Genomic DNA, 13,902 nt, shown 5'->3' on the forward strand with positions numbered 1-13,902 from the left:
TCTTTAAATGGCTAGCTATGTTGTTAGCCTATTTTAACTATTCTAATTTGATATGTTTTTATTTATTTTTGTTCGAAAGCAAACTACTTAATAAAGCCTGCTTTTAATAACATGGATTCGGTAACATTCGACGTTGGAGCTTGATCATCTTCATTACTTTTAGTCAATAATCGTTCTAAGTAACGAGCAATTAAGTCCACTTCAATGTTCACCTTGCTACCTACTTGATACTGAGCAAAGATGGTTTCTTTTACCGTATGTGGCACAATCGTTAATCGAAAACTACCTTTTGAGCTCTCTTCAGCAAGTGCATTAACCGTTAAACTAGTACCATCAATAGTTACCGAACCTTTTTCGGCAATATAGTGTGCTAAATCACTTGGCATACTTAACCAGTATTCAATACTATTACCATTATTATTGATAGCTAATATTTCACTGACACCATCTACATGTCCTGAAACCATATGACCACCAAAACGTGTGCTTGCCAACATCGCTTTTTCTAGGTTTACTTTACTGCCAACCTGATAGTTTGCAAAACCAGTTCGCTGCAGGGTTTCGTTCGAAACATCCGCGCTATAACTGCCATTACCTTTGCCATTATCAAAATCAACCACAGTAAGACAAATACCGTTAGTGGCGATGGAGTCACCCAGTTTAACGTCACTCATATCTAAGCTATTGGTATCAATAACTAAACGAGCACCTTGGGCATTAACATTGATGGCCTTAATAGTACCAACAGCTTCGATAATTCCTGTAAACATAGACTTCTCTATTTAATTTTTTATGTGTTTATTGTTAGTTAGTTGGCTAGTGATGCGAATATCTCCACCGACCATACGAATATCACTAATAGTTAATGCCTTGGCTTGGTTTAGCCTTAATACTGAGGGCATTTCCATTAAATTTTTACCGTCGCCACCCATTAATTTGGGCGCTTGATAAAGAATGAGTTCATTAACTAAATCTTGCTCAATAAAGGCACCACTTAATTGTGCGCCCGACTCAATCAAAATATCATTGAGCCCTCGTTTTGCTAGATACTCTAACAAAGTCTTCAAATTTATTTTCAATTTACCCTGAGAGTTTTCAGTCACAGGTAATTGCACCTGTTCTACGAAATGCGGCCATTTTGGTAAGTTTTCAAGATGTGATTCAATTTTATTTTCAATGTAGTCAGGATCTATGCCATTAATAATTAAAATTGGTGACTGATGTTCGAATAATGCCAGGTTTGGCGTCAACCTATTTTGACTATCGATTACAATGCGTAATGGCTGACGAAGGGCTTCTTTCGGGTAGTTATCTTTCAACTCACCTAGCTCAGACCAACGTACCGTCATTTTAGCATTATCGAAAAGCACTGAATCTGCACCTGTAATAATCGCGCAACTTTGGGCGCGTAAACGCTGAACATCTTGCCGAGCATCGCTTGAGGTAATCCATTTACTTTCGCCACTGGCCATGGCTGTTTTTCCATCAAGACTTGCTGCTAATTTACAGCGTACATAAGGAAGATTATTAATCATCTTATGAATGAACCCGACGTTAAGGTGCTTAGCGCTTTCTTCTAACAAACCCGATTGCACCGTGATGCCCGCTTTTTCTAATAGGGATAAGCCATTACCAGAAACTTGTGGATTGGGATCAACCATAGCGGCAATAACATGACTAACACCAGCATCAATTAATGCTTTGGCACATGGCGGCGTACGGCCAAAATGGCTGCAAGGTTCAAGAGTGACATAGGCAGTAGCGCCTTTGATTAAAGCGGGATTGTTTTCTTTTGCCTCAGCTAACGCATTAACTTCTGCGTGACCCTGCCCTGCCTTTTGATGATAGCCCTCACCAATAACTTTACCAACATCTTCTTTATAGCTCACTAACACACAACCAACTCTCGGGTTGGGAGAAGTAGTGAAATGCCCTTTTTTAGCTAAATCTATAGCCCTAGACATAAAATGCTTATCTTGGTCAGTAAAGTATTGTTCAGTAAAAGTCTTGTTATTAGGCGAACTAGTTGTCATATTATTTAGCCGTTTTCGCTGGTTTAGCCTTTTTTGCTTTACCGTTTTTTTCTTTTCCTAATCGCGTGATCTCATCAGCAAATTCACTGATATCTTCAAAGGACAAATAAACAGAGGCGAAACGTAAGTAAGCAACTTTATCTAATTCTTTAAGCTGCGACATAATTAAGTCTCCTAGCATTTCACTGCTAATTTCTCGCTCACCCGTAGCGCGCATTTGAGACTTCAGCTTATTAACCGCTAACTCTATCTGTTCCATGCTTACAGGGCGTTTTTCTAATGCTCGGGTTAAGCCGCTGAGCATTTTATCTTCATTAAACGGTTCTCTGCTGCCATCACGTTTTATGATTCTTGGCATGACCAATTCAGCACTTTCAAACGTTGTATAACGTTCGTGACAAGCTAAACATTCACGACGTCGTCTTACTTGATGGCCATCAGAAACTAAACGTGAATCGATGACTTTAGTGTCATTCGCTGAACAAAATGGACAATACATGGTTTACCTACGGTAATGAAACTAAGTTTACGGGCAAAAAAAATGGCCGCTCAAGGCGACCATTTTAATATAAATTCACTTATATTAGTGAATTAGTTTCTCATTCAACTGTTTTACTTTTGGTAAACAGGGAAACGAGCACATAACTCTTTAACTTGATCTTGAACACGTTTACTAACGTCTTCATTTTCAATATCATCAAGAATGTCACAAATCCAGCCAGTTAATGCTTTAGTTTCTTCGATACCAAAACCACGACGAGTAATCGCTGGAGTACCTAAACGTAGACCTGATGTAACAAACGGAGAACGAGGATCGTTTGGAACTGAGTTTTTGTTCACTGTGATGTGAGCTTTACCTAAAGCGGCATCAGCATCTTTACCAGTAATATCTTTATCGATTAAATCAAGTAACAATAAGTGGTTTTGAGTACCGTTAGATACTACTTTATAACCACGTTCTTGTAATACAGCTACCATTGCTAAAGCGTTAGCTAAAACATTTTGTTGGTAAACTTTAAATTCTGGAGATAATGCTTCTTTAAATGCAACGGCTTTCGCTGCAATAATGTGCATTAATGGTCCACCTTGACCACCAGGGAAAACAGCGCTGTTTAACTTTTTGTAAATAGCTTCGTCATCACAACCAGAGATAATTAAACCGCCACGTGGGCCAGCTAATGTTTTATGCGTAGTTGTAGTCACAACATGCGCATGTGGAACTGGGTTAGGATAAAGACCTGCAGCAATTAAACCAGCAACGTGAGCCATATCTACGAAGAAGTAAGCGCCAACTTTATCAGCAATTGTACGCATACGTGCCCAGTCAACAACACCTGAGAATGCTGAGAAACCACCGATAATCATTTCTGGTTGGTGCTCAACAGCTAAACGTTCTAATTCTTCATAGTCAATATCGCCTGTTTCAGGGTGAAGACCATATTGGAACGCTTCGTAAGACTTACCAGAGAAGCTTACATGTGAACCATGAGTTAAGTGACCACCATGAGCTAAGCTCATACCTAACACTTTACCACCAGGCTTAACTAAAGCTTGGAAAACAGCTGCGTTAGCTTGTGAACCAGCATGAGGCTGAACGTTGGCATAAGTAGCGCCAAATAATTCTTTAGCACGGTCAATAGCTAATTGCTCAGCGATATCAACATATTCACAACCACCGTAGTAACGCTTGCCAGGGTAACCTTCAGCGTATTTGTTAGTAAGTTGTGAGCCTTGTGCTTCAAGAACGCGCGGGCTACAGTAGTTTTCAGATGCAATTAATTCAATGTGCTCTTCTTGACGAACAACTTCATTGCTCATTGCTTCATAAAGTTCTGGATCAAAAGTAGCAATATTCATATCACGAGTAAACATGGTTTATTCCTTAAGTATTTCAGCCCAAGGCTGCAAACTGTGTCCTAGTTACCTATTTAGTAAACTTAATTACTTAATTCGATTAACTTGGACACACAAAATTAGTGGCAGTATTTTGCCTGATTTTTGCCTGTATGTACACGGCAAAACGGGCTAGCCTTAGTGCATTTCGCACTGTTTTATAGCGTAAGTTGTTAAGCCATCGAACTTAACAGCACAATAAAAGTTTTCACCAAAGCAAGCAAACAGACTATAACTAATAAAAAAGCAACTTACAACGAATATAAAACAGAAAACAAAACAAATACCCGAATAATAAACAGGTATAACATGTAAAGTGCAAATTATTCATGGAGCCATGAATATTATTACGAAACCGAAAAGACTGGTCCCATAGTTAGTGGTGATATTGTTTATCGGAAGTTATTTATGACTTTATTGTGCAAAACTAAGCGCTATATTTGCACATGCATCATTAGATTAAGCTAAGTTGGTTCAACTCTTTAGTGCGCTTTTGATGGAACCAATGGCTGACCAACCACAATATGACTATAACAAGATTGATAACAAAGAAAGGCGGCCAAGGTGATTTTTCTGATTCTTCAATCATGACATAAATGTACCAGTTAACTGCAGGTAGCAATAACCAGCATGATAGCTTAATTAATTTAATATATTTAATCGAAGACTCCAACCCTGCAATAGCGTTAGCTACCGCTTTATCAGGACTATCACAGCTGTGTTTCCAAATACGTAAACGTATCTTAATTTCATAATAAACAAAGATTACTGAGGTTATGGCTCCGAAAGCAAGGTAAGCAATAGTTGCCGTTCCCCAATCCCCTTGATATAGGCCAATTAATAACGCAGTGATAAGCCCAACAGTAGCGATGATATCAATCGCTAACAAAGACTTTGCTAGCAGAGTACGTTTTTTAGTTTGTTTTAATAACGCTTGAATGTCTGTTTTTTCATAAGGTTGATTTTGCCAATCTTGGCTAAGTGTGAGCCATTGTTCATCAAGTAGATTCGTTGGCTCTGCGCTAGTATCTGAGACAGTATCTGAACTTAATTGTACATCGGGTTCTTCATGACCGTCTTGATGAAATGCTTTATTTTCCGGTGATTTATCGTTACTCATACGGCCTCCAACATTTGAGCTAAAACTTGTTTCGCTCTCTGTAATCGTACACCAACAAGGTTTGTTGTAATGGCTAAAACGTCTGCAATCTCTTGATAACTCATGCCTTCTAATGCAAGTGTTATCACCTGCTGTTGCTCAAGTTTTAACTGCCGAATTGCTTCGGCTAGCTTTTGTTGTCGTTGACTCTGGTTAAGAGATTGATATGGTGTAGGTTGACGTTCATCTTTTTCAACCTCCATACTAATGTTACTTAAATCTTGATCAACTTTAATGGTTTTGACTGCCTTAGCAACGTGTGTCGCTAATACATTGTGAGCAATACGCGCAACAAAAGTTTTTACCGCCGAATCCTGACGAAACTTAGGCAAGGCTCGCCAAATATTTAACGCGATCTCTTGAAAAAGCTCATCTTGAATAGCGACTTTTGCTTCAAAACCGGTAATGATATGACGTAGCAATTTTTCATGCTCCGTCATCCACAGGGTAAATACGGCTTGATGATCCGCAATCTGTGGCTCTACTGAATGACAATCCAATGCGTGTTCCTGGCAGTCTATTCCCTGTGCGGTAGCATAGGAAATATCTGCTTTTTTTATGCTTAACTTACTTAAATTTAACATAAAATTTACTGTGATTTCATCATTTATCATTCTTTACATCATCACTAACGGGGTAGGCTTAACTTAATGCCATGACTACTTTTTCTGACTTCAGCTTTTTAGCTAACGCTAAAACTAAAGCAACCGTGATAGCAATAGTCACTGCACTCGTAGCGAAAACCGCTAACCAATCGACGTCAACACCCTTAAATATATTTTCAATTATCATGGATTGACCCGCTATTGGCAGCCAATTTAGCCACTGAGGACGGTCATCCATCATCGAAACAACAAAAGGGATAAAAGCAGGAATACCAATAAGCATACCTACCGTTGATTGCGCCTCTTTAAAACTCTTTGTTTGAAATGCCACAAATAACTGACAGGCTGACGCAAAGAAACAAATAGGTAAGAGTAGTAATAATAATACAGCTGCGGTCGATATATCTAAGCTAAAGGTGGCACCAATTTTTGTTAAATCGACAAAACCTACGGAAACAGAAGTAAGTATCAATATCAGTAACACCCCAATAACTGCAACGGTTGAAGCACTTATCAATTTTGCTAACACTATTTTCAAGGTGCTCACAGGTTGGCAAAGTAACATTTCCAGCACATTACGTTCACGCTCACCAGCACTTGAATCAATCGCGACAGATAAACCAGACATAAATGCAGCTAACATCAAATAAATACCAAGCATCATTGAAATCAGCATAAAAGTAGCATCAGGCTTTGCCGTGTCTTGCTCAACTAATTTAACTGGGTTTAACAAACGTATGTCTACGCCTCGCAGTAACAAGCGTTTATAACCAATGGATAAAGAAAATGCTCTTACGGCATTATTAATTCGCCTTACCGGTGGTTGAACAGCCTTGTCAGTGAAATCAGCTTGTAAATGCAATTTTATCGGCTTACCTTCTGCCATATCTGCTGCATAATCTTCTGGGATCTCAATCGCTATATTACGTTGTTCCCAAGTAGACTTTTCATCCTTAGGTACATCAGCAAAATCTAATAAATTTTTCTCCGCAAAGTGCTTGATTAACTTAGGTGCATGCTCAGCGCCGATGAACTTGACATAGACAGGCGGCTCATCCACTAATTTTTCAATCATGATCTTTGACATGACCATTATTCCGACAGGCGCTAAGATAGCCATCATTAACGCAACCATCAGAGCACGTTTATCACGAAAAGCTTCTCTGTATTCTTTTATCACTAATGCTTTTAATTGGATTAAATCTAGATTCATTATGCTGCTACTCCTTCATCTGAACCAATTAATTTAACAAAAGCTTCTTCTAAATTCTGTTCACCCGCTAACTCACATAACTCTTGTGGAGTGCCTTGGGCGGCAAGTTTTCCATTCGCCACAATAATCACGCGGTCACATAAAGCAGCAACCTCTTGCATTACATGTGACGAGAATAAAATACAGTGCCCTTTGGCTTTAAACTTCGCTAAATGATTACGCAAAATACGAGTACTCATTACATCTAACCCTCGCGTTGGCTCATCAAGCACGAAGTTTTGCGGTTGATGAACTAATGCTTGAGCTAGCGTAACTTTCATACGTTGCCCTTGAGAAAAACCAACGGTTTTACGATGCGCTAAATCACCTAACTCTAAATCTTGGATCACTTGTTCTATCGCTTGTTTTTTAGTTTGTCCTGACATGCCATGTAGACTTGCAAAGTAATCAATTTGTTCATAAGCAGTAAGACGTTCATACAAACCGAATTTATCGGGGAAAATACCTAACTTGGCACGAGCGGCAAGTGGGTTTTCAGTAACACTGATACCATCAATGGTGGCAAAGCCTTCGTCAGCTGAAAGCAAACCATATAGCGTGCGTAAACAGGTTGTTTTTCCGGCGCCATTTGGGCCTAAAATCCCGGTAATTTCACCGTCTTTTGCGGTGAAAGAAAGCCCATCTAGCGCTTTTACCGTATTCTTCTTGTCTTTCTTATCAATAAAGCTCTTATGTAAATTATTTACTTCTATCATTACTTTTTCCTTCAAACATAGTTATTTCCTTATTCGTGCCATTGCTTGTAAATGCATGCGATCTATTGAATACCGTTAACACTGGTCATAAAAGTTTCTTGAGGAATATCTTTTAAACAAGATTCATCAAGTTTCTTAGGCGTTTTACTGGTTAAAAATTCTTGGATAATATCACTCGCACACGTACTCATTGCCACGGTATGAGAAGCATTTTCAACAATAATATGATGGCTATTAGGTAGAGACTTCGCTGAATATTCACCATTACTCGGCGGAGTTACCGGATCTAAGTTACCTGATAAAATTAACGTCGGAATATCTGCGGTGACACTTTGGTAAAAATCTTCACTAGGACGGTATTCAGGGAAAAATGGACAAACCATATCCCAAGCTAGCTGGCTGTCTTTACCATCAAAGTTATTATTTGCGTCTGCAGCTTTATCTGCTAATGATAATCTTGGCATGTCTTCATTACATACAATGTTAAAGAGCAAGCCAGTATAAACAAGTTGTTCACCCTCAGTGCGAGCCATCAAGCCAACTAGTGGTTGATAATTACCTAAGAAAGCTTGATGAATAACAAGTGGCACCATAGAACGACCTTCCATTCCATAGAGCTGAAAACGTAAGTTACCAGTAAATTTAGTATCATCAATAACAAGTTTTGTCGGTGTGCCTAAACGAGGATGTAAGATATCAATGCTAGCTGGCTGTTTAGCTAAACGTGCTTTTACTGCTTGAAATTCTGCAGCTAAATTAGGGAAAGCTTTATTGCAGGATTCACTGTTTTTACAATTATCAATCAATAGATTAAAAGAGCGTGCACCACTTTGCCCAAACATGCCGATAGGTACTTCGATGGGGCCAACACTATCTAACACTACACTTTCCAGAGATTCAGGAAACATGCGCATAAATACCAAGCCGGCACGTGTGCCATAAGAGCCGCCATAAATGTTTAACTTTTCATGGCCTAATGCTGCTCGTATTGCATCAAAATCTCGAATAGCATTTTCAGAATTATATTGAGTTACATCACCTTTAAATTGCGCAACACAATCTTTTACCTCTTGAGGGTTTAGTGCATCAGGTAAAGCGCTATAAACATTATCTACTGCTTCAAATTCACATGATAAGGGGCTGCTTTCACCAGTACCGCGTTGATCAACAAGAATAATATCACGCGTTTTACGCACCTCACGAAACACTCGATTCAATCCTGTCGCTAATTCAACCGCTGCTTGGCCTGGGCCACCTGCTAAAAACATTAACGGCGCTTTGTATTCACTATCATCAATAGCAGGCAATACTGCAAAATTAACGGCTATTTTATCACCATCAGGCTTCTGATAATTTTCTGGCACTTCAAGTTTGCCACACTTTACTTGTGAGCGAATTTCTCCTAGATGACAGTTTTCTAGAGTTAATTTATTATCATTGGCCCAACTCGTTGCCGTTAATGACAACAAACTTAGCGCTAAAATATTTTTCCACGTTATATTCATACTATCTTTCCTTAATAAAGCATTGGACAGTTAGTCTGCAGGTTTACCCATTTATTACAGAAAAATAAAAATAAATTTTATATATACCCAAACCACCTGAAGATGCAGGTTTCAGCTGGAAATAGAAATGCCTTTAGGTAAGGCATTGATTGAAGAGAATAGTTATTCTATTGTCGAAATCAATAACGCACCTTCAAGTAGCTTGGGTATACGATCCACAAGTAATCAATAAGTAGACAAATAGCTACTTTATCCATCACAAGACTAAAAAAGTTAAAATAGCCATTCCCAAACGCCTGAATAAGCGATATGGTTTAGTTATATCTTTTTAAATTAGTAGTGGGGATTTTATATGGACTTAAATCAGTGGGTAGATGAATTATTTGAAGTGTTTGATGAAGATAAAGACGGCGTGATAAGTCGTTCTGAATTTGTTGAGCTAATTGACGTTTTATTGCAAGACAAAGGTATTCGTATGTGCGAAACCATTTTTAATCGTTTTGATAAAAATCACAGTAACTCAATCTCTAAAGATGAGCTAAAAGATATGGTTATTGAGTTAGCACTTTAACTAAAGTCTGCTCAACTCTGATACCAAGGCTAAAAACAGATTTAGCCTTAGATGAGCTGTATCTTTGCTTTGTAAAATTAATCAGCGTGCATTTGTACACTGAATTTATTAAAGCTGCTTATTATGATTGATCAAAAAGATTCTGCTTCAACCAATTCTCAACCAACCTCTTATAGTCAAAACGAAGAAAAACTTAATGTTATCAGCCATGCTTTTGGGCTATTGTTAAGTTGTTTAGCACTATTTTTACTATTAAAAAATAGCCATGGCGAACTTAACCGGATAGTTAGTTTTAGTATTTTCGCTACCAGTGGTATTCTGCTTTTTCTTTCCTCAACTCTTTACCATAGTTCAACGAATAAGCGTGCTAAGAAGTTATTTAAACTGCTGGATCACTGCGCAATATATTTACTCATCGCAGGTACTTATACACCACTATTCGCTATCACATTAGCAGGCCCGCTTGGCTATACTTTGCTGGCTTTTATTTGGCTATTTGCTCTATTTGGTATTATTTTCAAAATAAAGTTTGGTGACAAATACAAAAAAACATCTCTAGCCACTTATTTAGGCATGGGGTTTATTTCGTTGGGCATTTTAGGCGAGTTATATGAGAAACTACCTGAACAAGCCATTGTCTTGCTGGCATTAGGTGGACTAGTTTATTTTCTTGGGGTATTTTTCTATGTTAAAAAAATGGTGCCCTACACTCACGCTATTTGGCACCTTTTTGTTTTAGGAGGCGTCACTTGCCACTTTTTGATGATTTATTGGTATGTGTAATTAAAAATTAGCCATAGATTGCTAGCCACAAAAAAGCCGCAATAAATGCGGCTTTTTAGTAAATACAAACTAAACATCGAACTAGCATTCAAAGTAAACTTTAACGCCTTAAGGCAACAAAGCTTAACGAACTAGCTGAATTAATCTAAATTGTTAATAGTAACTTCTGGGCTAACATCAGCGTCGTAATCAACACCATCAATACCAAAACCAAACAGTTTTAAGAACTCTTGATGATAAGCAACGTAATCTGTTAATTCATCAATCGTGTCAGTATCAACTTTGTTCCAAATATCAGTAACACGTTGTTGAACACTGTCTTCTAGTTCTTTATAGTTTTGACGGAAACGACCTTCCTCATCTAAACGTGGTGAATCGCTATAAATATTCTCTTTAAATAAGTTAGCGATTTGCTCAATACAACCTTCATAAGTACCATCAGCTTTCATCACTTTGAACATAGCTGAGATGTATAAAGGCATAATAGGAATAGCAGAACTTGCTTGTGTTACCACAGCATTTAAAGAGGTAACACGTGCTTGACCATTTAAATCAGCAGTTGCTACGTTAATCGCATTAGCGGCTCTGTCTAAATCTTCTTTCGCTTTACCAATAGTCGCTTTACCGTAAATTGGCCACGTTAACTCTTTACCAATGTAAGTGTAAGCTACGGTTTTAACCCCTTCAGCCAATACGCCAGCTTCGCCAAGTTGGTTCATCCATAATTCCCAATCAGCTCCGCCCATTACGTCGATAGTACCTTGAATTTCAGCATCATTTGCTGCTTCAACCGATATTTCATCGATAGTACGTTTTGAAGTATTGAGGTTCTTAGTGGTAACGCTTTGGCCAATTGGCTTTAACGTAGAAGAATAAACTTCACCGGTATCAGGATCAGTTCTACGTGGTGATGCTAATGAATAAACAACTAAATCAACTTTACCCATGTCAGCTTTAATTGCTTCAATCGCTTTTGCTTTTATTTCATGAGAAAAAGCATCGCCATTAATGTTCTTAGCGTAAATGCCAGCTTCATCAGCCGCTTTTACGAAAGCCGCGGTATTGTACCAACCAGCAGAGCCTGTTTTCTTTTCTGTTGGTGGTTTTTCAAAGAAAATACCTAACGTTTTCGCATCATGACCAAAGGTAGATGTGATACGTGAAGCTAAACCATAACCAGTAGATGCACCGATAACCAAAACATTTTTAGGACCCGAAGTCGCTGATGTCTGCGCTTTTACATAAGCAATTTGTTCATTAACATGCGCTTCACAACCTACTGGGTGAGCATTAGTACAGATAAAACCACGAATTTTTGGCTTGATAACCATAAGTTTACCTTTTTATTTATATTAGTGACTCAGCTAGAGTATGTATATAGCTAAGGTTTGAAAGAAACTTTCAAGTATTTGATGACATTGTACCTTGCCTAAAGCATAAAGAGGTACGACCAGAATACAATGTTATACCAATTTGATTAAATTTATTCCCTACTCAGAGCTACATTAGCAAGCTTAGAACAAGAAAAATTTGTTAAACATAGTTATTCTATATTTCATTCATTTTACGCTGTTATCAGTTTACTAATTAGCTTCCAAAGGACGAGTACCTAATAAAAGGTAAAGGCTTATATGTTACGTTATTGATTTTGACAAGGGAATAACCATTCTCTTCAATCAATGCCTTACCTTTAAGCCTTTTAATTCTCGCTGAGTGGAAAATAACTTAATCAACTTGATATTAATTGTTCTACTTTCCGCCACCTAAGCAGTTTGGAGAGCTTGGCGCATTGCCAGCATACTGCTCTTGCCACTCTTTTTCTGTGTAGGTGTGTAATGCTAATGCATGAATTTTTTCAGCTAACTCTTGTGAAAGTACACTATTGATTAAACGATGACGTTTTATTAAACGCTCATTCTCAAAGGCTTTGGCTACAATCACCACTTTAAAATGTGACTCACTGCCCGGCGGTACATTATGGTTATTACTTTCATTAATCACATCTAAGTGTGAAGGTTGAAAAGCATCAAGCAGTTTTTGTTCAATAACAGAGGCAACAGTCATTATTCTCTCGCTGAGTGTAAAATATGAAGTATTAAAAGTAGTAAATATTTTAGCTGATTTAAGTGGATAGACCAACAATATGTTGTAGATTATGACACAATAGCGGCCAAATTTTTACAGACCTTTAGCCAATTTTTATGATCAGCCCTTTTATTGTTAATGATAAGAACTTATTTCTAAGCCGTTTCCCTGTTTCACAAGTAAACCGTAGCCTACAAGCATGGGACTCCGCCGATGAATACCTAATAAACCATGTTAATGAACAAGGTTTAATTAACGCTAAAACAAAAGTGGCTATTTTTAATGATGCTTTTGGTGCGCTGGCTGTTAATTTTTGTCAATCAGCTACTGAAAATGCTGAAGTTTTTTCTATTAATGACTCTTACATCAGTAGTGAAGGGGCCAGCTATAACATCGAGCAAAATAACTTAAATGATAGTAATTTTAAGCAGCTAAATTCTCTTGATAGTTTGCCAAATGATATTGACGTCATTTTATATAAGATCCCTAAAAGCAAATCGCTACTTATTGAACAGCTCATTCAAATCAAAAAGTCGGTGAGTGATAACTGTATTTTTATTGCTGCTGATCGCGCCAAAGAAATTCATAGTGCGACTCTAAAAGTATTTGAAAAACATTTAGGCACCACCAAAACATCTTTGGCTGTTAAAAAAGCACGTTTAGTCTTTTGTCAGTTAGATAACAAACAAGTACATCAGTCTCCTTTCCCAACAGTGTGGTCTTTAGCACATACATCTACTAATGACTCGCCCTCTCGCGAGTTAACTATAAGCAATCATGCCAATGTTTATGCCCGAGAAAAGTTAGATATTGGCGCTAGATACTTTATTGAAAATTTACCTAAAGTTGCCGCTAACAGCACAGTAATCGACTTAGGTTGTGGCAATGGTGTTATCGGCCTTACCGTTTTAGCGAATCAACCTGAAGCGCATGTTCACTTTATTGATGAATCGACTATGGCAATGGCCTCAGCGAAGCAGAATATTATGACTAACCTGCCTGAAGTGATTGAACAATGTGAGTTTACCCTCAACGATTCTTTAACCGATATTGAAGGTGGTAGTGTTGATTTAATTTTATGTAACCCTCCTTTTCATCAAAATACCGCGACAACCGATCACATCGCTTGGCAGATGTTTAGAGATAGTCACCGAGTATTAAAAAAAGGTGGTGAGTTACGTATTATTGGTAACCAAAAATTAGCTTATCATATTAAGTTACAACGCCTTTTTGGCAATGAAAGCTTAATCGCCAGTAATGATAAGTTTGTCACCCAATCAGCAATTAAACGATAAAAATA

At 37.9% G+C, this 13,902-nt stretch carries 14 protein-coding genes; 3 read left to right on the forward strand and 11 right to left on the reverse strand.

Annotated elements, in window-relative coordinates:
- Positions 1-83: 83 nt before the first annotated feature.
- From ESZ36_RS17265 to ESZ36_RS17305, 9 genes are all read right to left on the reverse strand, one after another.
- Positions 84-770: a riboflavin synthase gene (locus ESZ36_RS17265; protein ID WP_146790182.1), complete on the reverse strand. Its 687-nt coding sequence runs from the start codon at positions 768-770 to the stop codon at positions 84-86.
- 12 nt (positions 771-782) lie between these two features.
- A complete protein-coding gene (ribD, locus tag ESZ36_RS17270; protein ID WP_246129150.1) occupies positions 783-2,033 on the reverse strand; it encodes a bifunctional diaminohydroxyphosphoribosylaminopyrimidine deaminase/5-amino-6-(5-phosphoribosylamino)uracil reductase RibD in 1,251 nt (416 codons plus the stop codon).
- 1 nt (position 2,034) lies between these two features.
- On the reverse strand, positions 2,035-2,532 hold the full coding sequence (nrdR, locus tag ESZ36_RS17275; RefSeq protein WP_146790184.1) for a transcriptional regulator NrdR: 498 nt from the start codon (positions 2,530-2,532) through the stop codon (positions 2,035-2,037).
- Between the two features lie 113 nt (positions 2,533-2,645).
- A complete protein-coding gene (glyA, locus tag ESZ36_RS17280) occupies positions 2,646-3,905 on the reverse strand; it encodes a serine hydroxymethyltransferase (RefSeq protein WP_146790186.1) in 1,260 nt (419 codons plus the stop codon).
- 475 nt (positions 3,906-4,380) lie between these two features.
- Positions 4,381-5,046: a hypothetical protein gene (locus ESZ36_RS17285; RefSeq protein ID WP_146790188.1), complete on the reverse strand. Its 666-nt coding sequence runs from the start codon at positions 5,044-5,046 to the stop codon at positions 4,381-4,383.
- Positions 5,043-5,669 carry an RNA polymerase sigma factor gene (locus ESZ36_RS17290; RefSeq protein WP_246129151.1) on the reverse strand — a complete coding sequence of 209 codons (627 nt, stop codon included), beginning with the start codon at positions 5,667-5,669 and terminating at the stop codon, positions 5,043-5,045. The genes ESZ36_RS17285 and ESZ36_RS17290 overlap by 4 nt, the downstream gene beginning before the upstream one ends.
- A gap of 58 nt (positions 5,670-5,727) precedes the next feature.
- Entirely contained in the window at positions 5,728-6,903 is a 1,176-nt protein-coding gene (locus tag ESZ36_RS17295) for an ABC transporter permease (protein ID WP_146790190.1), read from the reverse strand.
- On the reverse strand, positions 6,903-7,658 hold the full coding sequence (locus ESZ36_RS17300; protein WP_146790192.1) for an ABC transporter ATP-binding protein: 756 nt from the start codon (positions 7,656-7,658) through the stop codon (positions 6,903-6,905). Before ESZ36_RS17300 ends, ESZ36_RS17295 begins: the two co-directional genes overlap by 1 nt.
- Positions 7,659-7,720: 62 nt before the next feature.
- On the reverse strand, positions 7,721-9,163 hold the full coding sequence (locus tag ESZ36_RS17305) for an alpha/beta hydrolase (protein WP_146790194.1): 1,443 nt from the start codon (positions 9,161-9,163) through the stop codon (positions 7,721-7,723).
- Positions 9,164-9,515: 352 nt separating this feature from the next.
- On the opposite strand from ESZ36_RS17305, the gene ESZ36_RS17310 reads away from it, so the two are divergent.
- Positions 9,516-9,734 carry an EF-hand domain-containing protein gene (locus tag ESZ36_RS17310; RefSeq protein WP_011041571.1) on the forward strand — a complete coding sequence of 73 codons (219 nt, stop codon included), beginning with the start codon at positions 9,516-9,518 and terminating at the stop codon, positions 9,732-9,734.
- A gap of 123 nt (positions 9,735-9,857) precedes the next feature.
- Positions 9,858-10,517 carry a PAQR family membrane homeostasis protein TrhA gene (trhA, locus tag ESZ36_RS17315; RefSeq protein WP_146790196.1) on the forward strand — a complete coding sequence of 220 codons (660 nt, stop codon included), beginning with the start codon at positions 9,858-9,860 and terminating at the stop codon, positions 10,515-10,517.
- Between the two features lie 140 nt (positions 10,518-10,657).
- On the opposite strand, the gene fabV is transcribed toward trhA, so the two are convergent.
- Positions 10,658-11,848, reverse strand: coding sequence for an enoyl-ACP reductase FabV (gene fabV, locus ESZ36_RS17320; protein WP_146790198.1), 1,191 nt, complete (start codon positions 11,846-11,848; stop codon positions 10,658-10,660).
- Between the two features lie 418 nt (positions 11,849-12,266).
- Positions 12,267-12,581 (reverse strand): BolA family protein, encoded by a 315-nt coding sequence (locus ESZ36_RS17325; RefSeq protein WP_146790200.1) that lies wholly within the window; start codon positions 12,579-12,581, stop codon positions 12,267-12,269.
- 137 nt (positions 12,582-12,718) lie between these two features.
- Between ESZ36_RS17325 and ESZ36_RS17330 the strand changes: the two genes are divergently transcribed.
- Positions 12,719-13,897 (forward strand): methyltransferase, encoded by a 1,179-nt coding sequence (locus ESZ36_RS17330; RefSeq protein WP_146790202.1) that lies wholly within the window; start codon positions 12,719-12,721, stop codon positions 13,895-13,897.
- The last annotated feature ends 5 nt before the right edge of the window (positions 13,898-13,902 follow it).

Source organism: Colwellia demingiae (genome assembly GCF_007954275.1).
GTDB lineage: Bacteria > Pseudomonadota > Gammaproteobacteria > Enterobacterales > Alteromonadaceae > Colwellia > Colwellia demingiae.